This is a genomic window from Verrucomicrobiia bacterium (assembly GCA_019634635.1).
Lineage (GTDB): Bacteria > Verrucomicrobiota > Verrucomicrobiia > Limisphaerales > UBA9464 > UBA9464.
Map to the genome: position 1 here is coordinate 21,455 of JAHCBB010000031.1, position 24,943 is coordinate 46,397.

At 66.4% G+C, this 24,943-nt stretch carries 22 protein-coding genes; 8 read left to right on the plus strand and 14 right to left on the minus strand.

What is annotated here, in order from left to right:
- Position 1: 1 nt before the first annotated feature.
- From KF791_16790 to KF791_16830, 9 genes are all read right to left on the minus strand, one after another.
- On the minus strand, positions 2 to 1,216 hold the full coding sequence (locus tag KF791_16790; protein MBX3734234.1) for an ABC transporter permease: 1,215 nt from the start codon (positions 1,214 to 1,216) through the stop codon (positions 2 to 4).
- Positions 1,217 to 1,256: 40 nt separating this feature from the next.
- Positions 1,257 to 2,018, minus strand: a complete 762-nt coding sequence (locus tag KF791_16795; protein MBX3734235.1) for an ABC transporter ATP-binding protein — start codon at positions 2,016 to 2,018, stop codon at positions 1,257 to 1,259.
- 26 nt (positions 2,019 to 2,044) lie between these two features.
- Complete coding sequence (locus KF791_16800; GenBank protein ID MBX3734236.1) at positions 2,045 to 3,511, minus strand: efflux RND transporter periplasmic adaptor subunit; 1,467 nt, start codon at positions 3,509 to 3,511, stop codon at positions 2,045 to 2,047.
- Positions 3,512 to 3,612: 101 nt separating this feature from the next.
- Complete coding sequence (locus KF791_16805; GenBank protein ID MBX3734237.1) at positions 3,613 to 4,203, minus strand: NUDIX hydrolase; 591 nt, start codon at positions 4,201 to 4,203, stop codon at positions 3,613 to 3,615.
- On the minus strand, positions 4,193 to 4,468 hold the full coding sequence (locus KF791_16810; GenBank protein ID MBX3734238.1) for a hypothetical protein: 276 nt from the start codon (positions 4,466 to 4,468) through the stop codon (positions 4,193 to 4,195). The genes KF791_16805 and KF791_16810 overlap by 11 nt, the downstream gene beginning before the upstream one ends.
- Positions 4,468 to 5,001 carry a peptidylprolyl isomerase gene (locus KF791_16815; GenBank protein MBX3734239.1) on the minus strand — a complete coding sequence of 178 codons (534 nt, stop codon included), beginning with the start codon at positions 4,999 to 5,001 and terminating at the stop codon, positions 4,468 to 4,470. Before KF791_16815 ends, KF791_16810 begins: the two co-directional genes overlap by 1 nt.
- A 20-nt stretch (positions 5,002 to 5,021) precedes the next feature.
- Complete coding sequence (locus KF791_16820) at positions 5,022 to 5,654, minus strand: peptidylprolyl isomerase (GenBank protein ID MBX3734240.1); 633 nt, start codon at positions 5,652 to 5,654, stop codon at positions 5,022 to 5,024.
- A 262-nt stretch (positions 5,655 to 5,916) separates the two neighbouring features.
- Complete coding sequence (locus KF791_16825; GenBank protein MBX3734241.1) at positions 5,917 to 6,444, minus strand: helix-turn-helix domain-containing protein; 528 nt, start codon at positions 6,442 to 6,444, stop codon at positions 5,917 to 5,919.
- A 9-nt stretch (positions 6,445 to 6,453) separates the two neighbouring features.
- Positions 6,454 to 7,398, minus strand: a complete 945-nt coding sequence (locus tag KF791_16830) for an EamA family transporter (protein MBX3734242.1) — start codon at positions 7,396 to 7,398, stop codon at positions 6,454 to 6,456.
- Positions 7,399 to 7,484: 86 nt separating this feature from the next.
- Between KF791_16830 and KF791_16835 the strand changes: the two genes are divergently transcribed.
- The 3 genes from KF791_16835 (at position 7,485) to KF791_16845 (ending at position 11,825) form a co-directional block, all read left to right on the plus strand.
- On the plus strand, positions 7,485 to 8,177 hold the full coding sequence (locus KF791_16835; GenBank protein MBX3734243.1) for a UDP-N-acetylglucosamine diphosphorylase: 693 nt from the start codon (positions 7,485 to 7,487) through the stop codon (positions 8,175 to 8,177).
- 45 nt (positions 8,178 to 8,222) lie between these two features.
- Positions 8,223 to 9,635: an alginate export family protein gene (locus tag KF791_16840; GenBank protein MBX3734244.1), complete on the plus strand. Its 1,413-nt coding sequence runs from the start codon at positions 8,223 to 8,225 to the stop codon at positions 9,633 to 9,635.
- A 72-nt stretch (positions 9,636 to 9,707) separates the two neighbouring features.
- Positions 9,708 to 11,825: an ATP-dependent DNA helicase gene (locus KF791_16845; GenBank protein MBX3734245.1), complete on the plus strand. Its 2,118-nt coding sequence runs from the start codon at positions 9,708 to 9,710 to the stop codon at positions 11,823 to 11,825.
- Positions 11,826 to 11,918: 93 nt separating this feature from the next.
- Here KF791_16845 and folB read toward each other — a convergent pair whose 3' ends face one another.
- Together folB and KF791_16855 are read right to left on the minus strand one after the other, a co-directional pair.
- The gene (gene folB / locus KF791_16850) at positions 11,919 to 12,335 is read right to left on the minus strand and encodes a dihydroneopterin aldolase (GenBank protein ID MBX3734246.1); all 417 of its coding nucleotides are present in this window, start codon (positions 12,333 to 12,335) and stop codon (positions 11,919 to 11,921) included.
- Between the two features lie 24 nt (positions 12,336 to 12,359).
- Positions 12,360 to 13,535, minus strand: coding sequence for an NUDIX domain-containing protein (locus tag KF791_16855; protein ID MBX3734247.1), 1,176 nt, complete (start codon positions 13,533 to 13,535; stop codon positions 12,360 to 12,362).
- Between the two features lie 272 nt (positions 13,536 to 13,807).
- Between KF791_16855 and KF791_16860 the strand changes: the two genes are divergently transcribed.
- Both KF791_16860 and KF791_16865 read left to right on the plus strand, forming a co-directional pair.
- Complete coding sequence (locus KF791_16860; protein ID MBX3734248.1) at positions 13,808 to 14,044, plus strand: hypothetical protein; 237 nt, start codon at positions 13,808 to 13,810, stop codon at positions 14,042 to 14,044.
- 44 nt (positions 14,045 to 14,088) lie between these two features.
- On the plus strand, positions 14,089 to 17,253 hold the full coding sequence (locus tag KF791_16865; GenBank protein ID MBX3734249.1) for a c-type cytochrome: 3,165 nt from the start codon (positions 14,089 to 14,091) through the stop codon (positions 17,251 to 17,253).
- 194 nt (positions 17,254 to 17,447) lie between these two features.
- Here the strand turns inward: KF791_16865 and KF791_16870 are convergent, their stop codons facing one another.
- Positions 17,448 to 17,762 (minus strand): hypothetical protein, encoded by a 315-nt coding sequence (locus KF791_16870; GenBank protein MBX3734250.1) that lies wholly within the window; start codon positions 17,760 to 17,762, stop codon positions 17,448 to 17,450.
- 454 nt (positions 17,763 to 18,216) lie between these two features.
- Between KF791_16870 and KF791_16875 the strand changes: the two genes are divergently transcribed.
- Positions 18,217 to 19,377: an alpha/beta hydrolase fold domain-containing protein gene (locus tag KF791_16875; GenBank protein ID MBX3734251.1), complete on the plus strand. Its 1,161-nt coding sequence runs from the start codon at positions 18,217 to 18,219 to the stop codon at positions 19,375 to 19,377.
- Positions 19,378 to 19,494: 117 nt separating this feature from the next.
- Here KF791_16875 and KF791_16880 read toward each other — a convergent pair whose 3' ends face one another.
- Complete coding sequence (locus tag KF791_16880) at positions 19,495 to 20,766, minus strand: PQQ-binding-like beta-propeller repeat protein (GenBank protein MBX3734252.1); 1,272 nt, start codon at positions 20,764 to 20,766, stop codon at positions 19,495 to 19,497.
- 275 nt (positions 20,767 to 21,041) lie between these two features.
- Between KF791_16880 and KF791_16885 the strand changes: the two genes are divergently transcribed.
- Entirely contained in the window at positions 21,042 to 23,309 is a 2,268-nt protein-coding gene (locus KF791_16885) for an oligopeptide transporter, OPT family (GenBank protein MBX3734253.1), read from the plus strand.
- 16 nt (positions 23,310 to 23,325) lie between these two features.
- Here KF791_16885 and KF791_16890 read toward each other — a convergent pair whose 3' ends face one another.
- Positions 23,326 to 24,021, minus strand: coding sequence for a DUF554 family protein (locus KF791_16890; GenBank protein ID MBX3734254.1), 696 nt, complete (start codon positions 24,019 to 24,021; stop codon positions 23,326 to 23,328).
- Between the two features lie 121 nt (positions 24,022 to 24,142).
- Here KF791_16890 and KF791_16895 point away from each other — a divergent pair, with 121 nt between their 5' ends.
- Complete coding sequence (locus KF791_16895) at positions 24,143 to 24,892, plus strand: tetratricopeptide repeat protein (protein ID MBX3734255.1); 750 nt, start codon at positions 24,143 to 24,145, stop codon at positions 24,890 to 24,892.
- Positions 24,893 to 24,943 lie beyond the last annotated feature (51 nt).

The window sequence follows — 24,943 nt, forward strand, 5'->3', positions numbered from 1 at the left end:
GTCATTCATATCGGAGCGCGTCAATGGGGTCGAGGCGTGCGGCCTTGAGGGCCGGGAAGAACCCGAAAACGATGCCGATGACGGCGCTGACGGAAAAGGCCATGACCACCGAGGAGTTGGAGATCAGTGTGGGGAATTCAAAAAGCCGGGTCAGAAGCGGCGCCAGCCAGAAACCGGTGGCAATGCCCAGTCCGCCGCCGACGATGCTGAGCAGCACCGCCTCGGTGAGGAACTGGCGCAAGACGTCGCGTCCGCGTGCCCCCACCGCGAGGCGGATTCCGATCTCTCGGGTCCGCTCGGTGACGCTGACCAGCATGATGTTCATGATGCCGATGCCGCCAACCACCAGCGAGATGCCGGCGAAGAACCCGATGAGAATGGTCATGATCCGGTTGTTGGCGTTGAAGAAATCGCTGGTCTCCTGCTGGTTGCGGACCATGAAGTCATCATCCTTGCCCTCGGAGATCTGATGGCGCTGACGCAGAAGCGCGGCCAGCTGGTCCTGGACATCCATGATGGCCGAGGGGGATTCCGCCTGGACGAAGATGGATCGGAACCGCGTGTCCCCGGAAAGGCGCTTCATCACGGCCGTGTACGGCACGAGAATGACGTCGTCCTGATCCTGCCCGAAACTTCCCGCTCCCTTGGCCTCGAGCCACCCGACGATGGTGAAGGGGGCGTTCTTGATTCGAATCACCTGGCCCACGGGATCCATGTTCTCGCCGAACAGCGTCCTGGCCGTGGTGGAGCCGACGAGGCAGACCTTTCCGGCGTTGCGGACGTCGGCCTCCGTGAAGTTATCGCCGCCGCGGAGCGGCCAGGAACGTGCGGTGAGATACTCCTCACTGACGCCGGAGACCTGCACGAAGGTGTTCTGGTTGCCCACCGCAACCTGGGTCGAGGTGCGGGCTTCCGGGCTGGCCGCGGTGATGCCGGTGATCTCCCGGCGGATGGCCTCGTAGTCCTCCGGCGTGAGATTGGGCGCCATGCCGAATCCGCCGCGCACGCCGCCGCGTGCCATGTTGCCCGACATGACCGTGATGAGGTTCTGGCCCATGCTGGCGATCCGCTTGTCCACCTCGGCCTTGGCTCCCGTGCCCATGCTGACCCCGACGATCACGGCGGCGATGCCGACAATGATGCCCAGCATGGTGAGGAACGACCGGAGGATGTTGCGGCGGAGGGCGCGGAGGGCGATGCGGAGGACGGCGAACATGGGGCCGGCGGTTTGGGGGGGGCGGGGGCCTTGAACGGGCTCAGGCGAGCTGAACGGCGCGCTGCTCGGCTTCGAGCCTGGCCAGTTCGGCCGGGGCAAGAAAGCGATCCTGGACGGGTTCATCGCTGCGAACGAGGCCGTCGCGCATGACGATGACCCTGCGGCAGAACCGGGCGATGTCGAGCTCGTGGGTGACCATGACCACGGTCATTCCCTGATCATTGAGCTGCTGGAAGATGCCCATGATTTCAATGCTCGTCCGTGAATCCAGGTTGCCGGTGGGTTCGTCGGCAAGGAGGAGCTTCGGCTGGTTGACCAGTGCCCTCGCGATCGCCACCCGCTGCTGCTGGCCGCCGGAGAGCTGGCTGGGAGTGTGGTCGGCCCGTTCGGCAAGTCCCACCATGGCCAGCGCCCGGAGCGCGCGTTCCCGCTGCTCTCGTCCAGGCAGGGGTGGCCTCGAGTACAACATGGGGAGTTCGACGTTCTCCAGCGCCGTGGTCCTGGCCAGCAGATTGAAGCCCTGGAAGACGAACCCGATCTTCTGGTTCCGGAGATCCGCCAGTTCATCGCGGTCCAGCTTCCCCACGTCCACACCGTCGAGGAGGAAGGTCCCGCCCGACGGCCGGTCGAGACAGCCGAGGGTGTTCATCATGGTGCTCTTGCCCGAGCCACTGGCCCCCATGATGGCCACAAATTCGCCTGGCTGGATCCGCAGGTTGACCCCGCGGACCGCATGCACCTGCACTTCCCCCGTCGTGTAGGTCTTCCGGAATTCCTCGAGTTGGATTACGGGTGTGGTCATGGTGCGGCCGCTGGGGGTGACCGGACTCAGCGCCGGGGCCCGCCGAAGGGACTGCCGAACGGATTCGGGGTCGGCGCACTCGCCGCGGTGGTCGGCGCCGCAAGGCCGCTCACCACAATGTCGCCCGCACTCAGGCCCTCGATGATCTCGGTGAAGGTGCCGTCACTGATCCCCGTCCTGACCGATACCGCCTTCAGGACCGTGCTGGCGGGGGACGACCGGTCGGGATCCACGAGGTACACGGTGCGGATGCCGGGGCCATCGGCTGCGGGTGTCCGGTTTCCCCCGGCCATGGCACTCATGGCACCGCCCCCGCCTCCGGGACCGCCGCCCCCCGCGGCCATCATGGCGCGCATGCGCTCGCGCATCTGGCGGTACTGCTCCCGTTGTTCCGGAGTCAGGCTCGCCTCGAACCGGGTGCGTTCCTCCTCGGTGGGGCGGCGACCCTCGGCAACCCATGGCGGCACGGGCATCTCGTCGGAAGGAGGCGCCCCCGGGGCCTTGGGCCCGGCGGCCCGGGCCACGGCGTCATTGGTGGAGCCGACCCGGATGGTGTCCGGCGGACGGAAGCGCAGCGCGGCGTTGGGGACGCGGAGGACGTTGGTGCGCTGGGCGGTCAGGATGGTGACATTCGCCGTCATGCCGGGACGCAGCTTCATGTCCCTGTTGTCCACCTCCACGATGGTGTTGTAGGTGACCACGTTCTGGTTGGTGGTGGCCGCATAGCGGACCTGGCGAACCCGTCCGCGGAACTGCCGGTTGGGGAAGGCGTCCACCTGGAACTTCACCTCCTGTCCATCCTCGACACCGCCGACGTCGGCCTCACTGACCATGGTTTCGATCTGCATTTGTGCGAGATCGTTGGCGATGGTGAACAGTTCAGGGGTGTTGAGGCTGGCGGCCACCGTCTGGCCGGCCTCGACTTTGCGGGTGATGACCATCCCGCTGATGGGCGCTAGAATGGTGGTCCGCTCCAGATCCACGCGGGCACGGTCGGCGGCGGCCTCGCGCATCTTGACCGTGGCTTCGGCCTGAAGCCGGTTCACCTCGGTCCCCTTGAACTCAATTTCCGAGATCAGCTTGTTTTCGTGCAGCGATCGGTCGCGCTGGAGATTGACCTCGGCAAGGGCCAGGCCGGCCATCGCGCTGGCCAGATCCGCCTCCGCCCGCGCCAGCTCGCGCTCGAACGTGGACGGGTCAATCTTCGCGAGCACGTCCCCCTCCTTCACGGTGGAGTTGAAGTCCGTGAGGACCTCCGTGAGGATCCCGGAAACTTGGCTGCCAACGCTGACCAGACGCACCGGAGTGAGGGCACCGTTGGCCGTGACGCTCTGGATGATGTCGCCGACGACCACCGCGTTGGTTCTCAAGGTGGGGATTGCGGCCGTCGCGGACTTTTGGCGCCGCCAGCGCCACCCGCCCCAACCCGCTGCTGCGAGCAGGGCGAGGACAATGAACCAGGTCAGAAAACCGTACGTGCGCGGGCGGGCCATGGGACAAGAAGGAAAATCGAACTGCAGACGCTTGGAAACAACGGGTTTGGCCCGCGGACAGGCCGTTCCCGCGTTTGACGACCGTCAGTTCGAGCGGACGGTTACGCGGAACCTGCGCCGGGCGGATGGCCGAGAATCCCGGATCCCATCAGGTAATGCGACAGGGCCACCATGACGAGGGCGTGGCGGATGGCGCCGGACGTCATGAGTTCCGGGATGCGCGCGACCGGCACGAGGCGGACCTGAATGTCCTCGGCATGGTCCAGATCCATCTCATGGCGCCGCTCGCAGTCCTCTACCAGCAGGGTGTGGCAGACGTTCGACTGGATGGCGGGGTTTGGGTAGATGCGCCCGATGAGGCGCGCCCGGGAGCCCTCGTAACCCGTTTCCTCGCGCAGTTCGCGCTGACCGGTGACCAGCGGGTCCCTTTCGTTCGGATCCATCACGCCTCCGGGGATTTCCAGTTCGGTGGTGTTGGACCCGTGCCGGAACTGCTCAATCATGACGATCCGACCGTCCCGAGTCACCGGGACCACATTGACCCAGTCCGGACATTCGAGGACGAAGAAGTCGTGCCGGTCGCCGGTGCGGGGATTGATCTTCAGGTCGCTGCGCAGCGAAAAGATCCGGTAGTTCGCCAGCGACTTCGAGGAGAGCACCGGCCAAGCCTTGACGGCGGGTTCAGGAGGCATGGGAGGAGGGGACGACGGCGTGGGTCGGGGCCTCGGGCGGACGGTTGGCCCACCCGCCGGCCATCAGCTTGAGCAGGTGCAGGAGGGCTTCGTCGCGAGTGCGACTGGTTTGTGACGCTAGTTGACGGGCGCGACGCTCCAGTTGACACGCCATCGCGATGGAGCGGTCGGGGGGACACCCCATGGCCTTGAGCGCCGCCGCAAGGTCTTCAATTTCCGGAGCGATGGACGGGTCATCCCGGGGATCCCCTGCCGCGTCGCCCATCACGCCAGTTCGTCGCGGTTCACAATCCGGATGCTCTCAACGTGTTGCCGTTGCACCGGGGAACTCTTTTCACCTCCGGAGGAGGTCTTGGTGATGGCATCGCCCAGGGATCCGAGAACTTCGTCCCCGCGCACGAGCGAGCCGAAGGCGGTGTATTTGCCGTCGAGGAAGGCCGCGTCGCCAAGGCAGATGAAAAACTGGCTGCCGGCCGAGTCGGGATCCGACGACCGCGCCATGGATATGACGCCGCGACGGTGCGGGCGGTCATTGAATTCGGCGCGCACGCGGTGTCCGGGACCTCCGGTGCCCCAGCGGGATTCCATGGATGCCTCCTTGGTCAGCGGATCCCCACCCTGGACCATGAAGCCCTTCACAATCCGATGAAAGGCGGTGCCATCATAGAATCCCTTTCGCGCCAAGGACTTGAAGTTCTCGACTGTTTTTGGGGCCACCTCGGGCCAGAACTCCACGACCATTTCCCCGTGGGCGGTCTTGATCACGGCCACCTCGGCATCGCTGGTTTCGTTGGGCATCGGGTCCTCGTTTCCGGGAGTTACTTGGGCTGGGGTTTCCAGTCCGAGCGCGGCATGAGGGTGACGCTTTCCAGCACCACCGGCTTCTGGGGTTTGCTGCGGGATGGACCGCCAACCTCCGCTTTCTCGAGCTGATCCAGGACATCCATGCCCTCAAGGACCTTCGCAAACACCGTGTAGCTCCGGTCCAAATGGGGAGCCGTTCCAAAGCAGATGAAGAACTGGCTGCCGGCGGAATCGGGATCACTGCTCCGCGCCATGGACACCGTGCCCTTGACGTGCGGCTTGTCGCTAAACTCCGCCTTGATTTTGTAGCCGGGGTCCCCGGTGCCCCATCGGGCCTCCATTGCGGGATCCTTGGTCAGCGGGTCCCCCAGCTGGATCATGAAACCGGGAATCAGGCGGTGCGACAGCGTGCCGTCGTAAAACTTGCTGCCGGCGAGCTTCTTGAAGTTTTCAACAGTCTTGGGCGCGACGTCCGGCAGGAACTCGAGGACGATCTCCCCGTAGCCCTTGAATTTCAGCACGGCCACCTCGTTGGTCGCGGCAGCGGCCTGGTCTCCGGACGGTGCGTCCTGTGCCGAAGCCGGATGGCAAAGCGACAGTCCGGTCACGAGGCCGAACAGTCCGAACAGTTTGACAAGGCAATTCATCTCGGGAGGGAGAATCCATGCGGGAATTCGGGGTGTCACGTCGAAGTTTTGCGGGAGGTCTGCGGGATCAGGTGCCGGACGAGATGGATCAGGATTGCCTGGATGAACCCGCCAGGAACGGATCGGGTGGGGTGAGACCCCGTCGGGTCGTTGGTGCAACGGAAATCCGTGCCTGTGGGGAGTGCGCGTGCGGACGGCGTCGCGGATTGTTGCCCCGCCCCTCAAAGAGACGATGGAGTGGAGGGGCCTTCACCGGCCTGCATCATCGGGCCGGAATCCGCCCCGGGCCGTTGGAGGTGGACGGCAGGGGGAGTTGTGCGGGGCCGGGCGTGGTTCGGGGCTGGTAGAGACGCGGCGCCGTCGGGGCGGCGGGCACCGTGGCCGGACGATGCTGCCAGGAGGTCCAGGCCCGCCACGCCGCGAGCAGGACGGCGACCCCGAGGGCGAGGGGGAAGAGCACCTGCCAGCGGAGCAGCGCCAGCTTCATCATGATGAAGTCCAAGGGACCGCGCCGCAGAGTTCGGGCCCCCGGTCCGCCATCCGCAAAATCGTCGCGGCCCTCCAATTCGGCGTCGAGCTGGGCGACAATGGCGTCGGGGTCCAGTCGCAGGTGTCGGGCGTAGGTCTTGGCGAATCCGCGGACATACACCGGGGCCGAGAAGGTTGCCCAATGGCCGGCTTCGATGGCGCGGATGTGGTCGCCCTTGATCTTGGTCGCATCGGCCACCTGAGCAATGGTCAGACGACGGCGCTCCCGTTCGGCGCGGAGCAGGTCCCCGGTGCTTCGCATTGGCGGAGCCTAGGGTCCGTGGGGGTTCTCCGGCAACGAAGGAAACGGCCGGGAATCCGGCGGACCGCCAGAGTTCAGAGCGAGGAGGACTGCCATCAGGATCAGTCCCGCGCCCGCCAGCCGCCAACCCATCCGGCGTCCACCGGCGTCCGCCCGCTCGGTATTGCCGAATCGGTGGCCAAGGCACCAGACGAGCGCCAGACCCCACAAGCCGCGAAGGGCATAGACGACATTGACCCCCGTGGCGTCGCGCCAGACGGCGATGCTGACCGTGATCAGCACGGCCTGGATGACGGCGGCGGCGGAAGCCGCGAGCAGCCACGGGAGGGCGGCCCGGGGAACGCGGATGGCCTCACGTCCGGTCCCGAGCACCACCACCATCGAAAGAACCGCGAGGGTGCCGAAGAGCATGGGGATGAACGTGGGGATGCCGAAGGGGCCGGCCCACTGCTGGATCAGCGTGTCGCAAACCGCGAAGCACAGCGAACAGAGCAGCGCCAGCACGGTGCTGCGTCCGGTGCCCCGTCCGGGCCGGCGATCGCTGAATCCCATCACGAGGACGCCGAGCGTGGTCAGGCCCGCGGCCGCGAGGTGTCCGGCCCCGAGGGGCACGCGGAAGACGAGTGTGGAGAGGGCTGCCACCAGGATCACCTTGGTGCCGAGGAGGGGGGTGACCACCGACACGTCGCCTCCGCGCAGCGCGAGCAGACCGAGCACTGATCCCGTGAAGAATGCCGTTCCGGCAAGGACCGGATGCCATAGTGCGGTTCCCGGACGGGGGACTTCCCCCCAGGCCAGCATGGGCAGAAAGGTGAGGCCAAGGGCCACATGGTTCAGCGCAAAAGCGGGCATCAGCCCGGCGCCCTCCTGGAAGGCCCGCTTTTGCAGGAGGTTGCCAAAGGCGAAGACCACGGCCGCCACCAGCGGTGGCACCAGGTGGAGGGAGCCGCTCATCGGGGTCTCCGGACATCGGTGTCCGGATCCGGCCGGCGTGTTCTTTGCGATTGCCCCGGCCCCGCGACATTTTGCACGGTCGCCTCATGTACGAAACCTCCGGCCTGTTCGATCTCAACCAGACGGACCATGCCGCAATTTTCGAGGGGTGCACCCGTCCCTGGGAAGTGCTGGCGAAGCTCGGGAACTACATCCGCGGCCGGGTCCGGCCGGGCAAGCAGCTTCATCGGGTGATGGGGACGGTGCATCTGGGGGATCAGGTGGAAATCGGGGAGGGCACGGTGCTGGAGGCCGGGGTGATGATCGTCGGCCCGGCCATCATCGGAAAAAACTGTGTGCTGCGGCACAATGCCTATCTCCGGGAGAACTGCCTCATTGGCGACGACTGCGTGATCGGGAATTCCTGCGAGGTGAAGAACTCCATGCTGTTCAATGGTGCCCAAGTGCCGCACTTCAACTATGTGGGGGACTGCGTCCTTGGTTACAAGGCGCATCTCGGTGCGGGCGCGGCCCTGTCCAATCTCAAGCTCGACGGCTCCAATGTCTGGGTCGAGGGGGAGAACGGGCATCCGGTGGACACCGGCCTTCGGAAATTTGGCGCGCTGCTGGGCGACCATACCGACATCGGGTGCAACGCGGTGTTGAACCCCGGGTCGGTGATCGGACGCCACTCGATGGTCTATCCGAACCTCTCCTGGCGTGGGTATCTGCCCGCCAACATGATCGCCAAGCACAAGGCGAAGCCGGACGTCGTGGTCCTGCGGCCGCGGGAGTACTGAGAGACGTCCGGGCCACTTCCGAATCCGGGGTTCGGCAGGGCGGCCATGCCCGAAGCGATGACACGCGCGGTCTTCATTCCACGGGCCCTGGCGGTGCTGGCAGCGTTTTCGTTCCCCGGACGGCCCTCCGTCCACGCGCAGGAGTTTCGACCCTTCATCACCCGCGCTGCAGGGGCCAATCGCGTCTCGGACCGGCCGGAATACGCCCGGCTGCTGCAGGAGACCGCGCGCACCAACGGCTGGACGGGCCTGGAGTCCGCGGACTGGCTTGATGCGGGAATTCAGTCCCGCCTGCGCTATGAAATTCGCGACAACGATTACCGGATCCCGGGCCAGCCCGACGACGATGCGCTCCTCACCCAGAACCTCGTGTACCTCGGGGTCCGCAGGATTCTTGATCCGCTCCGATTCGCCGCGGAGTTCGAGGACGCCCGCCGGGTGACCGGGGATCGCGACCCGTTGCCCAACGAAGTGAATGAGACCGACCTGCTCCAGGGACATGCAGACCTCTATTTTGAGAACGTGGTGGACGGTCAGTCCCTGACCTTGATGGCGGGCCGGATGGCCTTTGACGCCGTGGACCGGCGGCTGATCGCCCGCAACCGGTTCCGCAATGCCATCAGCGCCTTCGATGGATTCCGGGTGCGCCTCGGACGTGACCGGAGCCCGTGGGAGGTGGACGCCTTTGCCGTGCGTCCTGTGGATCGGGACCCGGACGGCTGGGACTGGCACTCGGGCAACAGCTGGCTGTACGGGGTGACCGGCTACTGGCGCGTCGGTTCGCCGGAGGTCCAGGTCGAGCCCTTCTGGCTCCTGTTGAGCCAGGACGCGCAGCCCGGGGTCTCGATTCAGCGGCAGCTCCACACGTTCGGATTCCATGCCTTCGGCGCCTGGGACTCCAGAAAGTGGGACTACGACGTCAGCATTGCGGGACAGGTGGGCCGGTCCCGCAACATGCCCCATCGGGCCTGGGCATCCCACTTCGAGACCGGTTACACGTGGGACGCCTCATGGCGTCCGCGTCTTGGATGGTGGTTGAACTACGCCAGCGGCGACCGGGACCCGGGGGACGGAACCCAGCAGCGTTTCGATCCGCTCTTTGGTGCGAACTTCGCCTTCTACGGTTTCAGCGGCTATTTTTCGTGGCAAAACATCGTGGATCCCGCGATGCGGTTCAGCATCCAGCCCGCCCTGCCGCTGCGTGCCGAGCTGATCTACCGCTCGTTCTGGCTGGCCAGCGACCAGGATGCCTGGGTGCGAGGGCTCCGGCTTGATCCCACGGGCGATAGTGGATCCTTTGTGGGGCAGGAACTGGACGTCCGGGTGACGTACACACCCATCCGGTGGGTGGAGTTCGAGGTGGTCTATGCGCACTTCTTCCCCGGTTCCTTTGTGGCGGCCACGGGGCCGGATCCCCAAAGCAATTTCACCTACCTCCAGGCAATCCTTCGATTTTGAGCCCGCAGGACAGGAACGGCCCGCAAAGCCGGCGCGTTGCGCCATCCGCCCATCCGCGGTTGACTCTCCCCGATGCTGCTTTCGGCTGAAGACGCCGCCGCGCCCGACCTGGTCCAACAGGTCGGCGGGATTTTTTCGGAAACGGGCCTGTTTTCCCAGGCCCGCAATTTTGAGTACCGCCCGCAGCAGCAGGCCATGGCCATGGCCGTGGCGCGAGCCCTCACCCGACGCGAACACTTGGTGGTCGAGGCCGGCACCGGTGTGGGCAAGAGCTTCGCCTATCTGGTTCCGGCCATCCTGTTCGCCGTGGCGCAAAAGCGGAAAGCCGTCATCTCCACCCATACCATCAACCTCCAGGAACAGCTCACCGAGAAGGATCTGCCGTTGCTCCAGAAGGTCCTTCCGGTGGAGTTCCAGTTCGCCATGCTCAAGGGGCGCCAGAATTACCTGTGCACCCGTCGCCTGGAGAAGGCGCTGCAGCAGGCCGATTCGCTGTTCACCTCGCCCGAAACCTCGGAATTGCGGCGCATTCAGGAATGGGCGGCGACCACCACTGACGGCTCCCTGAGCGACTTCCCTGAGGAACCGGATCCGAAGGTGTGGGAACACGTGTGCTCCGAGCGCGGCCTTTGCACCCCGAAGAAATGCGGGTACGCCAGCGACCGGGTCCGCTCCGGCAACGTCTGCTTCTTCCAGCGCGCACGCCAGCGGATCCTCGGTGCCGATGTTCTCGTGCTGAACCACACCCTCTTTTTCACCCTGCTGGGCGGGGTCGAGGAGGAGCTCCCCGAAGGGGTCCTGTTCCGCAACGACTTTGTCATCTTCGACGAGGCGCACACCGTCGAGCAGGTCGCGGCCCGCCATATCGGGGTCAGTGTCAGCAGCGGGGGCGTCCGGTACGCCCTCCAGCGCCTGTGGAACCCCCGCACCGAGAAGGGCCTTCTCGCGACCCTGCGCGTGGGCGAACCGGTGCGCGCCGTCGCGGAGGTGCTGGAGCAGACGGACGACTTCTTCGGACGGATCGAGGATTCGTGCGAGCAGTTGGCCCGGACGGCGCGGCCGGACCGTCCGGGAGCCCTCCCGGAATCGTCAGCGGGCGCGCTGCCCGGTCGCGCCTGGCGGGAGTTGCGCATCCGGCGCCCGGACCTTGTCGAAGACACCGTGACGCTGTCCCTGCAGCGGCTGCGCGAGCGCCTGATGGAGCTGGTCCAGTCCGCCGACGACCGGGAGTCGGCGGAAGAGCTCCAGGAGGCGCTGCGGCGCCTGTCGGAGCTGCGCACGGCGGTGCAGACGTTCCTGAGGCAGGATGCCGAGGATCATGTGTACTGGGTTGAGCGCACCGGACGGTCCCAGCGGGTTCTTTCGCTGAACGCGGCGCCGGTGGACGTCGCGGTGTACCTGCGCGAGCGGTTGTTCGGGGCCAACACCAGTGTGGTGATGACCAGCGCAACCCTTGGCATTCACGGGGGCCAAACGGCGGCTGGACAACCGGCCGAAGGCCCTGCGGGGGCGTCCCCGGCGCTTCGATACTTCGCCCGGCGGGTGGGCGGCGAGGCTGCCCGGGGGCTTCAGGTGGGTTCCCCGTTCGATTACCAGCGACAGATGCGCCTTTTCGTGGCCGGCAAAATGCCGGATCCGCGTGATCCTGGATATGAGGATGCCCTGGTCCACTGGATCGAGCACTTCATCGGCCGCTCGGCAGGCAAGGCCTTTGTGTTGTTCACCAACACCCGCCTGATGCAGCAGGTGGCCGGCCGGATGGCGGAGTTCTTCGAGCGGGCCGGGCTGGCGTGCTTTGTGCAGGGCACCGGCATGCCCCGCACGGCGATGCTGGAGAAATTCAAGGAGGACGTGGATTCCGTGCTCTTTGGCACCGACTCGTTCTGGCAGGGGGTGGACGTGCCGGGGGAGGCGCTGAGCAACGTGATCATCACACGGCTGCCGTTTGCCGTCCCGGATCATCCGCTCATCGAGGCGCGCCTGGAGCGGATCGAGGCGCGCGGCGGGAATGCCTTTTCCGAGTTCAGCCTGCCGGAGGCGATCCTCAAGTTTCGCCAGGGCGTCGGACGCCTGATCCGCACCCGGGACGATTCCGGCATGGTGGTGGTGCTGGACAACCGCGTGCTGGTCAAGCGGTACGGCCGGCAGTTTCTCGACGCGATCCCGAAGTGCCCGGTGGAGGTGGTTTGAGGGCCGGGGTGGGGTCTCGTCGAGTGCCGAGCGGGATGCTCCCGCCGCCACGGGGGCCAGTTGGCGGGGATGCGGGGATGAATGGCGCCGGGGTCAGCGCAGGCCGCCTGGGACACCGCCAATCTGGCGCATGACGCGCTGGCGGGGGGTCTCCGGCGGACGCAACGGACCGCGCTCGATCCGGACGGCCACGTACCGGGTTCCGGGGATGATGAACTTCTTGATCATCACGCGAACCCTGGCGGCTCGGAACTCCCTGCGCAGAAGCTCGGCGATCTCGACGGCGAGCGTCTCAATGAGCCGCCAGTTGCGGCCCTCCCCGAGTTCGCGGAGCCGGCGGCAAACGGCATCGTAGTTCAACGTGTGGGTGAGGTCGTCCGACGCCGCGGCGCGGGTGAAGTCATGATCAAGTTCCACCGACAGCAGCAGGCGCTGGGGAGCAGCCCGTTCCTCGTCGGGTACGCCGACGCAATACTGCACCTCGAGATCGGAGATGATGATGGTATCCATGGGTGCGGGGGTGCGTTTTGCCGGTCACGCGGTGACCACCTGGTCGGAAGCCGCGTCAAGCACCCGCTCCACCAGGACACGCGTCGGCTGGTTGAGCGGCAGCTTTAATGTGTCCTCGGGGGCCAGCCACCGAAATTCCTGCGCCTCGGCGTTCAGCCGCACCGTCTGCACCCCGGGCGCGCGGCAGGTGTAATTCAGCAGCAGGAAGTGCGCGTCCCGGTAGAACTCGGGGGGATGGATGGCATCCTGCACGCAGACGAACTCGATGTCCGTCACTTCCAGTGCGGTTTCCTCGCGCAGTTCCCGGCGGAGGGCGTCCACGGAGGTTTCCCCCCACTCAATCTTGCCGCCGGGGATGCCCCACCGATCGGACCACTTACTGGTGCGCACGAGGAGCATCCGCCCAAGGTCGTCCCGGATCAGGGCCCCGACCGTGGCGACGGGATGACGCGGCGCGGGGTTCGACAGGGTGGGGCCGATGCGAAGGCCGTTGCGCTCCAGCAGTTGGCGCAGCTCGCCGAGGTGCTCGACGATCAGATCCGGGGCGCTCTCGCGCAGTTGTCCAAGCGAGTTGTATCCGGTGAGCACCGCGACGCTGTGGATGCCGCCGTGCCTCGCGGTGTCCACGTCGTGCTGCATGTCGCCAACAAACACGGTGGCCGCCGGGTCCAGTCCGTTCTCCTCGACCAGCGCGCGGATCTGCTGCCGTTTGTCGGCGATTCCCGAGTAGATGCGCTCGAAGTATTTGCCGAAACCGGTGGTTTCGGCCTGGGCTGCAAGGTGCCTCGGGTGGACGGTGGTCAGCAGGAACTGTCGGAGTTCCCGGGCGGCGCAGAACTCGAGCAACTCGCGGGCGTGGGGCAGGGGGACCACCGAGTCCTGACACTCGGCGAACCTGCCATGGAACCAAGTCTCAAGCTGTTCCAGGGGCACCTGCGGGACGAACTTTTCGTAGAAGCCCTGGTACGGCAGGCGGAACTCGGAGCGGAACTCGTCGAGAGTGAGCGGCGTCACCCCCGCCTGGCGAAACACATGGTTGCTGGCTTCCCAGACCGCCGGCAGGTCATCCACCAACGTTCCGGACCAGTCAAAGATCACATTGCGGATCACGGGGGAACGATAGGCACAGGGTGGTTGGAGGTCATGAGCATTTCGTGGCGCGCCCTCGTGCCGCAGGGACGCGCATCCCGGCAATTGCATGGAACGATGGATGGAAGGCCGGGAGAGGACGGCCCCGGGGAAACGGACCCGGCAGGCGGACGACGCTCCGCGCGGACCCATGCGGTCCTGTCTCCTTCGGGGGGGGCGACGTCCCGTTCCCCCATGCCCAGTGGTGCGGTTTTGCCCCAGTGGCTTGACAAGCAAGGACGCCGCCTGCACACCCTGATCGGAGCTTGCCCGTGACTCCTCCATCGCGCACCAGGCGCACCCCCGTCTTTCAGAACCCCGAATTCCCGCACCAAGTGCTCACCATGAGATCTGGAGTTGCCTCAGCCGGCTGCGCGATCGGGTCGTCCGCAGGCATCCCTCTCGCCGCGGATCTCGGCGGCCCATGGAAGGTCGGTTTTGACACCCCGATCCGCCGCGCTCGCGACGACATTTCCCGCCGCCGGCTGGCGAGGGTCGCCCACGACTCCAAGTCCGTCGGCAACCAGCGGAAGGTGCGCCACCCTTTTCCCCGGCTGATGTTCCAACCGGTCGCGAACTGACGATGCGCATTGCACCGCCCGGGTCCCTCGTTTCCGTTTCCCCGATGAAGACTCCACTCCCGTACTGTTCGTCGCGTCCCGGTCTGCTCGCCGGATTGCTGCTGGGCGTTGATATCGCGGTGGCCGCGGCGCTTCCCTCGGCCGGCCTGAATCTTCCCGCCGTTTCCGCGCCGAATGCGGGCCTGAAGCCGCTGGAATACGTGCCGGCGCCCGACCGCCTGCCGAACTACATCCCGAGCGAGCGCTGGGGAGCCCAGGGTGAGCCGATCCGCACGATGCAGGCGCCGCTCAGTCCTGCGGAATCGCGGCAGCGCTACGTCCTGCCGCCCGGCTTCGAAGCCCGGCTCTTCGCCCACGAGCCCGACATCTTCAAACCGGTCTGTTTCGCCTGGGATGAACGCGGACGCCTCTGGATCGCCGAAACCCGCGACTACCCCAACGAACTGCAGCCTGCCGGACACGGCCGTGATCAGATCAAGATCTGCGAGGATACCGATGGCGACGGCGTCGCCGACAAGTTCACGGTCTTCGCCGACAAGCTCAGCATCCCCACCACATTCGCCTTTGCGGACGGCGGCATCGTCGTCATGCACTCGGGTGCGATGGAGCTCCTCAGGGACACCGATGGCGATGACCGGGCGGACGAGCGGAGGACGCTCTTCACCGGCTGGAGCATGGAGGACACCCACGCGACCGCGAGCAACCTGCGCATGGGTCCCGACGGATGGATGTGGGGTGTCGTCGGCTACTCCGGCTTTCGCGGCACGGTCGGAGGCAGGGAACTCCGCTTCAGCCAGGGCTTCTTCCGTTTCAAACCCGACGGATCAGCCATGGAATTTGTCCGCTCCAGCAACAACAACACCTGGGGCCTTGCCTTTGACGAAAACGGCATCGTCTTCGGCTCCACCGCCAACGGCAACGCCTACATGTACATGCCGATTGCCAATCGCTTCTACGAGGGGGTGAACGGCTGGTCGGTCAGCCGGATTGATTCCATCGCGAACAGCCAGAACATTTATCCGATCACGGACAAGGTCCGGCAGGTGGACCACCATGGCCGCTACACGGCCGCCGCCGGTGCGGCGATCTACACCGCCCGAAGCTTTCCGATGGAGTATTGGAACCGCGTCGGCTTTGTCTGCGAGCCCACTGGCCATCTCATCGGCCAGTTCGTCCTCGAGTCCATGGGGGCGAATTTCGTCGCCCACAACATGAAGTCCTTCCTGGCTTCCGACGACGAGTGGGCCGCGCCCATCATCGCGGAGGTGGGTCCCGACGGCGCCCTGTGGTTTGGCGACTGGTACAATTACATCATCCAGCACAATCCCGTGCCGCAGGGGTTCCAGAACGGAAAGGGAAACGCATATGAGACCTCCCTTCGGGACAAGTCCCACGGACGGATCTACCGGATCGTTCACCAGGAATCGAAACCCGCGGCCACGCCCGGCCGCCTGGACACGGCCTCACCCATGGAACAGGTCGCCGCGCTCAAGAACGACAATCTGCTCTGGCGGAACCACGCGCAGCGGCTCCTCGTCGAGCGCGGGCAAATGGACGTCGTGCCGGAGCTCGTGAATCTGGTCCGCAACCCCGCCACGGATGGCATCGGCTTGAACACCGCCGCCAACCACGCGCTCTGGACGCTTGCCGGGCTGGGGGCGCTGAACGACGCAACGTCCGATGCCTTCAAGGCGGCGGTCGGGGCGCTCAGACATCCTGCCGCAGGGGTCCGGCGCAACGCCGCCACCGTGCTGCCGCGAAATGCCGCCGGCCGTGATGCCGTGCTGGCGTCCGGTGCGCTGAACGACAGCGACGGCCAGGTGAAGCTCGCCGCGCTGCTCGCCCTCGCCGAAACCCCGGCTTCCGATGCCGCGGGCGCCGCGATCTTCGCCGCTCTGAACGACGCGGAGAACGCCGGCGACCCGTGGCTGACCGACGCCGCAACGGCCGCGGGCGCTCGCAACGACCGGGGCTTCCTCGCCGCCGCCCTTGCGGCATCGGTGACGTCCGAGGTCCTGCCGGGCGACGCCGGGCCCGCCGTGAAACGGGTGGCCGCCCACCACGGTGCCACCGCCACGTTCGGGTCGGTCCAACCGATGCTGATGGCCGCCCGAACGGCCGCGCCCGCGGCCGCGGCCCCCGTGCTGGAAGGCCTCGCGGCGAACTGGCCCGCAGACAGGCGTCCGGAGCTGACGCGTCAGGAGGAGGCCGAACTCGTCGCACTGATGGATGCGCTCCCCGAGGAAACCAGGGCGGCCCTGGTCTCCCTGGCCGACGCGTGGGGACGCCGCGACCTCTTCGGTCCGCAGATTGCGGCCCAGTCGAAGGAGCTCTCCGACCGGGTCAGGAATCCCGACCTGGCCGACGCCGACCGCGTGAAGGCGGCCGGGCGGCTCATTGCTTTTGACGATTCCGAGGCATCCCTGCGGACGATCGCCGGACAGGTCAGCCTGCAGACCTCCCCGGAACTGGCCGCCGGCCTGATCCGGGCCATCGGCAACAGCCGGATGGAAGCCGCTCCCGATGTGCTGATCGGGGTCTGGGACGGCCTCACGCCCGGGTCCCGCCGCGCCGTGATTCTCACGCTGACCCGCCGACCCGAGTGGACCATCGCGCTGCTCAGGAGCGTTGAGTCGGGAAAGCTCATCCGCTCCGACATTCCCGCCGAAGTCTGGACCCAGCTCCGCCGCAGCCGGAATCGTGAGCTTGCCGATCTGGCCCGCACGCTGGATCAGACCCGCGTCAGCACCGACATGGAGGCCGCCCTCTCGCGGGTCCGTCCGCTCACCGAGCAGACCGGCAACCCCGCCAACGGCAGGGCGGTCTTTGCGCAGAACTGCGCGGTTTGCCACGTGCTCGACGGCGAAGGAACGCACATTGGGCCCGACCTCACCGGCATCGGCGCGCGGCCCAAGGGCGACTTCTTCGTGGACATCATTGATCCGAACCGTTCGGTCGAGGCCAACTTCCGCCTGTGGACCGTGACGAAGCGGGACGACGAATCTGTTGCCGGCCGCCTCGAGTCCGAGAGCGAAACCGCCATCGAAATCCTTGATCTCTCCGGCCAGAAACACGTGGTGCAGCGCAGGGACATCAAATCGCTCGATGTCTCCCCGCAATCCATCATGCCCGGAGGCTTCGAGAATCTGCCGGCCGGCGATCTCACCGACCTCTTCGAGTATCTGGCCTCCAGCAAGGTCAAACATTGATCCGGAGGACCGAAGTCAAGGTCCAGGTTCAACACCCGCGGACTGCCTCGGGCAGGTAGGGGCGTGTTTCACCGCGCCCCACTTCAGTTCCGCTTCGCAAGTGCATGAGCGATGGGGACCGCGGGCAGCACCCGCCTGACACACGCACGGTGCGGCCCGTGGAATTCTTCCGGCAGCAGATTCGATCGTCCGCCTCACCCGACGGCCAGGTGTCCCTTGAGGACCTTGAGCGTGCGCCGGACGCCGTGCGGTCCGACCCTGGACGCATGCCCGGGCCCCCGGTCGTCCATGAACCCGACATACGTGCCGGGGCCAAAGAACGTTTCCTGGAGGCGGTCCGGCGGCCCGAAAAATACCGAGAAGCCGCCCTCGTGGACTTGTTGAAGATAGGTCACCGGCCCGTGCTCCGGATCGTGGGCCGCGTTGTGCAATTCGCGTGCTTCACCGGCCGCCACGTTCTGTTCGACGGTTTTCAGAACCCGGCGGTCCAATGCGTCCGGGTCCAGCAAGATCTCAACAATTCGGGAATGCCACGGTTCAACCGGTTCACAGCAGACCACGCGGATTGGAATCCTCTCCACATGCGGAAGGTGGACTGAAGGAAGCGGAGTGTCAGGCCCTGAATGGTGGACCGGCATTTCTCGCCCTCTGGCTCCTTCCAGGGGGCCACATCCGATCCGTGTCGAGAGCTGGCAGGACCACAGGCACACCCCGAAGTGCGTTAGGCGGGACGTAGAACGGGCTTCCGAAACCGACGACTGGACGCAGTTCGGGAAGCGTGGGATGGGTTGGGAACGCCATGCTCATCCAGTGCTCCCGCCATGCGGCGCCTTCACGGCTCAACGGCATCCTCGCTGTCCTTCCATTCAAAACCCGGCACGGATCAAGAGTGGGAGCCTGACGCCGAAGCCCTCAGGAACGCTCCCCCTGGCTGCTCCATCAAGCATGGCTCAAGTCCCCCCCATGAAATCCGCCCCCAATCTCTGCAAGGCACCTGTCCCGCTAATCGCAGCCCTGGCATTCGTCCTCGCTCCCGCGCCGGGAGGCGCGCAGCCAGCCGGCCCATTGCCGGCACCGCTCGGCCTGCCGAAACCGGGGCCGACCAATGACGCCCCCTACGCGCTGCAACCCATTGTCCAGGGCGGTGTGGTGGTGCCGCTTTATTCGCCCGGCTCCCATTACCTCAACGCGGAACGCGTGCGAGAAGCGGAGTTCTACCGGATGAGCCAGGCGGTGCCGGGACGCATCAGTTGGATCACCAACATCCACAATCCATCCATTGAGGTGCATACCGTCGAGGGCGGGATCAACACCGGTGCCGCCGTCATCCTGGCGGCGGGTGGCGGCCACCGGACACTGAACGTGGGCACGGAGGGTGCGGACTTCGTCCCGTACTTCTTCAACTACGGGGTCAACACGGTCATCCTGCGCAACCGCCTCCGGGCCGACGGCTACGACGCGAAGGTGGATGCAGTCCGGGACGCGCTCCAGGCCATCCGCCTCGTCCGCGCGAACGCCGGAGCGTGGGGCATTGACCCGAATAAGATCGGCATCATGGGCTTCTCCGCGGGCGCGGAACTGGCGTCCCCTGCGGCCATTCTGTTTGACGAGTTCGACCGGACCAACAACGTCGCGGGTGATCCGCTGGCCGGGGTTTCGTCGCGGCCGGATTTCGTGGGCATCATCTATCCTGGCCCGACGCCGTTCGCCCGGGGAGCGACGCCGGACATTCCGCGCAATACGCCCCCGGCGTTCATCACCTGCGCTGGAGCGGGCGACCGGGTTCACGCGATCTGGGCGAACGAGTATTTCGCCGCGATGCTCGACGCGGGCATCCCGAACGTGGAGATGCACATTTACGGCAATGGGCGTCATCCCGGCGACCCGCTTCCGGATGGCAGCCGCATGAGCGGCGGCCTGTCGGACCGCAACGGGATTCCGTTTGGGACGTGGCAGCACCGGTTTGTGGACTGGTTTCGCGATCTGGGCTTTCTCCAGAAGTCCGGAATCGAAACCAGGGCCGCCCGGGAGATCGCCGCATTCGTCACCCAGCCCGAGCCGCGACGCCGGCAGCGTGTCGGCGAATCAGACGGTGCCCGCACCCATCGTCCGCCTGGCGATTGAGAGCCTTTCTGAAAACAGGGCCCCTTCGATGCGTCGGTCAAACGACGCCGTGTTTGGAAGCGTTCGTTGTCACCCCAAAATCTCCGGCCACCATCAAGCGGGGTGCGCCTCAAGCCTTCAGGGGGAAGCCTGCCCGATGCGATACATGGCCGTGTCGGTTCGAACAAAGAGCGCTCCGTCGACGGCCGCCGGCGACGCCATGATCCGGCCGTCCAGCTGGTTTTGGGCGATCAGCTCGAAGGAGACGCCTGGTGTGATCACCGAGGTGATTCCTTCCCGGCTGGGCAGGTAGATTCTGCCGTCCGCCAGGATGGGTGAGGCGCTGTGGTTTCCCCCCAGCCGCTCGCGGTAGTGCTCCCTGCCGGAGGCGGCATCCAGGCAGGTCAGGATCCCCCCAGAGTCGCTCACGAAATACAGCTCCTTCCCGACCAGCAACAAGGAGGACATCGTCGGAACACCCCGGGAATACCGCCACAGGATCTCCGGATCCCGCCCCGCCGCATAGCCGACGGCCAGAAGTGCCGGCTCGTCGAAGCCAGTGCTGGTGAAGAACCGTCCGCCACCGGCGACCGGCCGGGAGGACAGCGAGTATCCTGGAGCGCCAAAACCCAGCTTCCACAGCTCGCGGCCGTCCTGGGGATCGTATCCGAAGAGCCAGTCCGCACCCGCCGAGAAGAGCTGCACCCGGCCCGCCACCTCGAGGAGGAGCGGTGTCGCGTAGGATTTTCGCGTCTGCGGATTCTCACGCAGTGCCCCGGAACGGGCCGTCCGCCAAACCGTTTGACCGGTCCGTGTGTCCAACGCCGCGATGGATTGGGAATCGCTGCCATCGAGGTGAACGACAAGCCGATCCTGCCAGACCACCGGCGAACTTCCCGGCCCGTTTTCGTGTTGGATCCGCAACGAGGTGTTGGTCCACAGCACGCGGGTGGTGCGGGTGTCCACACAGGCCGTCCCGAACGTCCCGAAGTGACAATACAGCCGGCCATCCTCAAGCACCGGAGAGGGTGAGGCGTAGCTGTTCAGCTCGTGAATCAATTGGGGCTCATTCTCGGTCAGGAGCAGCACATCGTGCTTCAGGCGGCCCGTGTTCCGGTCCAGTGCGATCGCCCGCAGCTCCAGGTGGTCCAGGACCGTCAGGGGCTGACGGTTGCTGCTGGCCTTCGCCCGGCGCTCGGCGTCCTCCGGACGGGCCGCACGCTCGATGGCCGTGGTGAGCCAGATCTCACCGCCTTCAAGGACGGGTGAGGACCACCCCCGTCCCGGCACCGGCGTCTTCCAGACCACGTTGCTGGACTCCCCCCAGCGTACCGGCAGGCCGGCGGTTCGGGCGTGGCCTTGAGCCGTCGGACCACGCCATTCCGGCCACTCCTGTGCCGAGACAGGCATGGCGCAGAGAACGAGGCACGCGGACGTGAGGAGCCGGGGCAGATGTGGTGTCATGGTGCTGTCGAAATTGAGTTTGCACTATCCGCCGGGTGGCTTCGCCCGCGCAAGACCGCTCCATCACCGTTGATCGCCGCGAGCACGGCGGCACAATCAATGCGGTCCGCGAGGTCCTCCCGCTGAGGGTTCGGAGGCACGCGCGGGATGGATCGGGCGGAGTGGAGCGGGCATCGCCTGCGTTGCCTGACCGGGGGGGATTCGGCAGGGTGCGCGCCGACATGGCCGCCGCCCCGAAAGTCCCGTTCCGACCCTACATCCCGGACCAGACGTCGTTGCGGGAGTTCACGGTCCGTTCTCTGATCGTGGGAACGCTCCTGGGCGTGGTCTTTGGGGCGTCCTCCCTGTATCTCACCCTCAAGGTCGGACTGACGGTGAGCGCCAGCATCCCCGTCGCGGTCATCTCAATTGCGCTCTTCAAGGTATGGTCCCGCCTGGGAGGGCGCGATGCCACCATCCTGGAGCACAATATCGCCCAGACCGCGGGATCCGCTGGTGAATCCATCGCCTTCGGCGTCGGCGTGACGATGCCGGCCATCCTGATCCTGGGATTTGATCTGGAGATCAGTCGCGTACTGCTGGTGGGGGTGCTGGGCGGATTGCTGGGCATCCTGATGATGATCCCGCTGCGCCGGGCCCTCATCGTGCAGCAGCACGGACTGTTGAAGTATCCCGAGGGAACGGCGTGCGCGGAGGTTCTGAAGGCCGGTGCCGGACACGAGTCGCGCGAGGCGGCGGATCCGGCCCATGTCAGCCGAGGGGAGGGACACCGGATTGACGCCCGCACGATCCTGGCGGGATTCGCGATCGGTCTGCTCTACAAGACGGCGAATGTGGCGTTCAAACTGTGGAAGGATGTCCCCGAACGTGTGTTTGGCGCCCCGTTGCGCGGCGGGTCCGTCGGCGTGGAAGTCTCCCCGGAAATGGTGGGTGTCGGCTACATCATCGGACCGCGCATCGGTGGCATCATGGCGGCGGGCGGTTTCCTCAGCTACCTGGTGCTCATTCCACTGATCAAGTTTTTCGGGGAGGATCTGGGCGAGGTGCTCGCTCCGGGGACCCGGTTGATCAGCGAGATGTCCCCCAACGAGGTCCGTGGCGCCTACATCCTCTACGTCGGGGCCGGGGCCGTGGCGGCCGGTGGCCTGATCAGCCTGCTGCGCTCCCTGCCCACCATCTGGCACGGAATCAAGCTCGGGGTGCTTGACCTGGCGGCCGCCCGCCGCAACGGAAGCGTGGGCACCCGGCGCACGGCTCAGGATTTGCCGCTCAAGTGGGTGGGCATTGGCATCGTGGCCCTGCTCACGGCGATCACCCTCGCGCCCCCCCTGCACATGAACCTTCTGGGGGCGGCCCTCATCGTCTTTCTGGGCTTCCTCTTCGTCACCGTCTCCTCGCGTTTGACCGGTGAGATCGGGTCCTCGTCCAATCCGGTGTCCGGCATGACGATCGCCACCCTCCTGGTCACCTGCCTGGCCTTCCTGGCGGTGGGCTGGACCGGCAAGGCGTACTACGTTACCGCACTGTCCGTGGGGGCGATCGTCTGCATCGCCTGTTCCAACGGCGGCACGACCTCTCAGGATCTCAAGACCGGCTACCTGGTGGGCGGGACCCCGCGGCGTCAGCAGATCGCCATCCTCCTCGGAGCCCTGGTGTCTGCTCTGGCCCTGGGGCCGATCCTGCTCGGGCTCAACCGCAGCGCGATCACCTACGTGGACGCCATGGAGGTGGCTCCGTCGCTGCGGGTGCCGGCAGAACGGCTGCCGTCGCTTCCGAGGGAGCGACGGACCGGTCCCCAGGCGTCCAACGACCTGCAGGAGTATTTCGTCTGGCAGGACATGACCACCGGATCGGCCCGGAAGTTCCTTGTGGACGCCAGCGGAACTCCGGTCTGGCTGGTGGATCCGGGAATCAACGGAACGTACACGGAACGCCCCGACGGCTCGGCGGTGCGCAAGTTCGACGCACCCAAGGCGGTCCTCGTGAGCTACATCATCAAGGGTATCCTGGACCGCCAGCTGCCTTGGGAACTCGTGATCCTCGGGGTCATGATCGCCCTGACGCTGGAACTTGCGGGAATCAATTCCCTGGCCTTTGCCGTCGGGGTATATCTGCCGGTGTCGGTGTCCCTCGGCATCTTCGCCGGAGGCGCGATCCGGTGGTGGGTGGACCGGCGGGAGCGTCCGCGTCTGGTCAATGCCGGCCTGGGGCCGGAGGAGATCGCCGCCGAGAGTGACCGCTCGCCCGGGGTGCTGATGGCTTCCGGGTACATCGCCGGAGGCAGCATTGCCGGCATCGTCATCGCGTTCATGGCCGGCGTCCTGGAGAACGCCGACCGGGCCATCACCTCCTGGTCGGCGCAGCACAATCCCTTCCTGTCCGGGCCGTACGCCAATTTGCTCTCGCTGCTGCCCTTCGCTGCGATCCTGGCAATGCTGGCCCTTTCGGCCAGGCGACGGGGTCGGGGAGGGGCCTCCGGGGTGGCGTGAGCGGATGGGGCCCGACTCATCGCCAGATCATGGCGAGGAGCGGCGTCAGCGCGAGGGACGGCAGGTAGTTGGCAAGCGGGACCCGTCGGACCCCCAGGACCACGGGGACGGCTGTGAGGAGAATCAGACCGGCGGCGATCGCGAGGGCGGCGCCGAGGGCCGGGTCGGGAAATCTGCGGCTCGCGGCCGTTGCGGCCACGGCCAGCGTCCCCTGCAGTGCCAGCAGCGGGATTGCGGCGAGGGCCACGGTCCGGCTGCCTGCGGCGGCCATGCCATGGGCAGCGAGCGCATCGAGCAGGCTTTTCAGGGCCAGCAGGCGCCAGTCGCCGGTCCAGCCGGCGAGAACGGACCCGGCCAGGCCCAGGGGATTGACCGCGAAGATCACCGCCTCGGCGGGAAAGCCCGTGCCCGCAGGCGAACGTCCGGCGCTGGCCCATGCGAGCAGTGCGGACAGGCGGCGTTGGAATCCGAACAGGTGCCCGATCAAGCTGCCGAGGCCGAGTCCGGCAATCCCCATGACCAGAAGCCATGCCGCTCCCGCGGGTCGCATGGGGAGGACGGAAACCATGATGGCCAGTCCGGTCAGGACGGTCAGGACGGTGAGCAGGAGCCTCACCTGATGCTGGCGGCGGGCGGACAGGGTGCCGCCCAACCCGGCACCCCACAGCGCCGCGACCAGCAGCGACGCTGCGTTGAGTACGACCCCGGACACCCGGGCACCCTCAAATAGGCAGGGCCCCGATTTCAAACGGGGAATGCAGGACTTCACCTGCTTTACCCCTTGTTTTTTGACTTCTCCCCCGAATGATCCGCTGCGCTTTATGAGTTCGCAGATGCCTACGCCGTCCCCGCATGCCCCGGCCGCGGGTGCCGAGCCCCCATTCGATCTGGTCACCTGGTTTGAGCTCAACCGGGTTCGCATTCTGGGCACGCTCGGCATCGTCTGCGTGCTGGTGATCGTGCTGATGGTGGTGCGGGCGCGTCGGCATTCGGTGGCGACCTCCGCCTCCGCGGCGTTGCTGGCCCTGACGCCCCCGACCGGCCCCGGTCAGGAACCCGCGCCCCTGGATCCTCAGAAGCTCCTGGACCTGAGCCGGCGGTTCGCCGGCACACGCCCGGCCGTTCAGGCGCGCCTGCTGGCGTCCGGCCAGTTGTTTGCCGATGGGAAGTTTGCGGAGGCCCAGGGCGAGTTTGCCGCGGTCGAGGAGGCCCAGCCGAACGGGCCCCTGCTGGGCAGCGCGCTGCTGGGGGTCGCTTCGAGCCTGGACGCCCAGGGCCGGGCCTCGGACGCGGTGACCGCCTATGACCGGGTCATCAGCTTGTTTCCTTCCGGTGCTCCCGCGCTGCAGGCGCGCCTCGCCAAGGCCCGCCTCATTGAGGGGACCCAGCCTTCGCAGGCGCTCGGACTGCTCGAGGACATCCTGAAGGACCCCTACGCGGTCGGGTACCAGGAGCTCGCAGCAGCCGCCCGCGGCCGGCTGCTTGCGGCGCATCCCGAACTGGATGTGCCCCTGGTATCCACCAACGAGGTGCGGGTGGTCGCCCCGCCGGTGTCGGCGGATCCGGGGACTCTGGTGCCGTGATTTCCCCGGCGCCGGGGTGCCAGGCGCCACTCCGGTCCGGGCTGACATTTC

What these genes read in the sequence shown, in the direction of transcription:
- KF791_16860 (MBX3734248.1), top strand. Translation starts at nt 13,808, where the DNA reads ATGAGATCTGGAGTTGCCTCAGCCGGCTGCGCGATCGGGTCGTCCGCA.
- KF791_16815 (MBX3734239.1), bottom strand. Translation starts at nt 5,001, where the DNA reads ATGCCCAACGAAACCAGCGATGCCGAGGTGGCCGTGATCAAGACCGCC.
- KF791_16855 (MBX3734247.1), bottom strand. Translation starts at nt 13,535, where the DNA reads ATGCAATTGCCGGGATGCGCGTCCCTGCGGCACGAGGGCGCGCCACGA.
- KF791_16880 (MBX3734252.1), bottom strand. Translation starts at nt 20,766, where the DNA reads ATGCCTGTCTCGGCACAGGAGTGGCCGGAATGGCGTGGTCCGACGGCT.
- KF791_16830 (MBX3734242.1), bottom strand. Translation starts at nt 7,398, where the DNA reads ATGAGCGGCTCCCTCCACCTGGTGCCACCGCTGGTGGCGGCCGTGGTC.
- KF791_16865 (MBX3734249.1), top strand. Translation starts at nt 14,089, where the DNA reads ATGAAGACTCCACTCCCGTACTGTTCGTCGCGTCCCGGTCTGCTCGCC.
- KF791_16805 (MBX3734237.1), bottom strand. Translation starts at nt 4,203, where the DNA reads ATGCCTCCTGAACCCGCCGTCAAGGCTTGGCCGGTGCTCTCCTCGAAG.
- KF791_16790 (MBX3734234.1), bottom strand. Translation starts at nt 1,216, where the DNA reads ATGTTCGCCGTCCTCCGCATCGCCCTCCGCGCCCTCCGCCGCAACATC.
- KF791_16845 (MBX3734245.1), top strand. Translation starts at nt 9,708, where the DNA reads ATGCTGCTTTCGGCTGAAGACGCCGCCGCGCCCGACCTGGTCCAACAG.
- KF791_16895 (MBX3734255.1), top strand. Translation starts at nt 24,143, where the DNA reads ATGCCTACGCCGTCCCCGCATGCCCCGGCCGCGGGTGCCGAGCCCCCA.
- KF791_16810 (MBX3734238.1), bottom strand. Translation starts at nt 4,468, where the DNA reads ATGGGCGACGCGGCAGGGGATCCCCGGGATGACCCGTCCATCGCTCCG.
- KF791_16820 (MBX3734240.1), bottom strand. Translation starts at nt 5,654, where the DNA reads ATGAATTGCCTTGTCAAACTGTTCGGACTGTTCGGCCTCGTGACCGGA.
- folB (MBX3734246.1), bottom strand. Translation starts at nt 12,335, where the DNA reads ATGGATACCATCATCATCTCCGATCTCGAGGTGCAGTATTGCGTCGGC.
- KF791_16800 (MBX3734236.1), bottom strand. Translation starts at nt 3,511, where the DNA reads ATGGCCCGCCCGCGCACGTACGGTTTTCTGACCTGGTTCATTGTCCTC.
- KF791_16835 (MBX3734243.1), top strand. Translation starts at nt 7,485, where the DNA reads ATGTACGAAACCTCCGGCCTGTTCGATCTCAACCAGACGGACCATGCC.
- KF791_16825 (MBX3734241.1), bottom strand. Translation starts at nt 6,444, where the DNA reads ATGCGAAGCACCGGGGACCTGCTCCGCGCCGAACGGGAGCGCCGTCGT.
- KF791_16885 (MBX3734253.1), top strand. Translation starts at nt 21,042, where the DNA reads ATGGCCGCCGCCCCGAAAGTCCCGTTCCGACCCTACATCCCGGACCAG.
- KF791_16840 (MBX3734244.1), top strand. Translation starts at nt 8,223, where the DNA reads ATGCCCGAAGCGATGACACGCGCGGTCTTCATTCCACGGGCCCTGGCG.
- KF791_16795 (MBX3734235.1), bottom strand. Translation starts at nt 2,018, where the DNA reads ATGACCACACCCGTAATCCAACTCGAGGAATTCCGGAAGACCTACACG.
- KF791_16875 (MBX3734251.1), top strand. Translation starts at nt 18,217, where the DNA reads ATGAAATCCGCCCCCAATCTCTGCAAGGCACCTGTCCCGCTAATCGCA.